Raw genomic sequence first — 1,078 nt, forward strand, 5'->3', positions numbered from 1 at the left:
TATCCCTATGCCAACGCGTTGTTTCGTACCCTGAATGAGGGCCGGACGGTGATAACGGCAGCGGATATCTGGCGGATTGATACCGGTTATGACCCAAAAAACCGACAGAGTTCGACAAAACAGCACTATATCGAGGCGATTGATCGTCTAATTGCCACACAGGGAGAACTATGCCCGTTGCCCTTGTCTGACAGTATCGTGACCACTTTTTTTCCTGAAACCCGTCATCGTCAGCAGGAGCGCAGGCTAAGACGCTGGGATGTAAAATTTCAGCGAAGGGCCAGCCAGCAAGAAAAAGCAGTCCAGCAAAAACGCCGCCGTTATCAGACTCAGGTGGCACAGGCTGAAATTGACTTAGCCTTTACGACGCCCAGCGGGCTATCAGCGTGGTACATGAGGCAAGCAAAACAGGGCATCTATGACGATGACTTGATTGACATGGTGCAGGCATGGGGATTGCGTTTTGTGAGTATAGACAGTGAAACGTGGAACGGTCAGAACGATATATACTGGCTTGCAGACGCACTGGAGGGAAGGGCGGAAGTCGAGCAGTGGCTGGATTATCTAATGCTCCCGAACAAATTAGGGTGGCGACATGGCCGGTAAATTTGGCGAATGGTGCTATTCCTTGCGTTGGTGCTTGCCACATATTCCCAGCCCCAGAGGAAATATACTGCTGTCTGAAGTTGTACGCGCTGGAGAACCGACCCCTGGCAGTATTATGGAATTGTTTGTACCAGGCAGCGGATATGCGATATGCATTGATTTTCTTGATAGTCACCCGATAAAACGGTGGTCCCCTGAACGTAAGCGCAAACCCGACAGCGCAATATGCAAAGCCGTATAACGAAATCGGCACCGTTGTTTGCTGATGAGCTGATAGCCCGTGAATTAGTAGCACGACCGGATTATTTCAACGGCAAGTAAGTATCAAGGCTGCTGTGGCTTCGCCACGGTGGCCGTTTCACTTATTCAATTCTGTATTCACCCCATCCAAAAATGATTTATAGAAACTTCGCCTGCTAATACTGTTGTCTGCCCTCGACTTTCTTGTCTCTCCACGATTGTTTGTTTTTTT

The 1,078-nt window shown here is 49.3% G+C and carries 1 protein-coding gene and 1 pseudogene; both read left to right on the plus strand.

Features of this window, described 5'->3' with window-relative positions; translation table 11 throughout:
• The coding region (locus tag AEP37_RS23820; protein ID WP_049615657.1) for a plasmid SOS inhibition protein A at positions 1-606 on the plus strand (606 nt) is incomplete at its 5' end.
• Positions 596-927, plus strand: a pseudogene (locus AEP37_RS27510) (theronine dehydrogenase). The gene AEP37_RS23820 and the pseudogene AEP37_RS27510, both read left to right, overlap by 11 nt.
• Positions 928-1,078 lie beyond the last annotated feature (151 nt).

Origin of the sequence: Yersinia pekkanenii (genome assembly GCF_001152565.1) — a bacterium.
Lineage (GTDB): Bacteria > Pseudomonadota > Gammaproteobacteria > Enterobacterales > Enterobacteriaceae > Yersinia > Yersinia pekkanenii.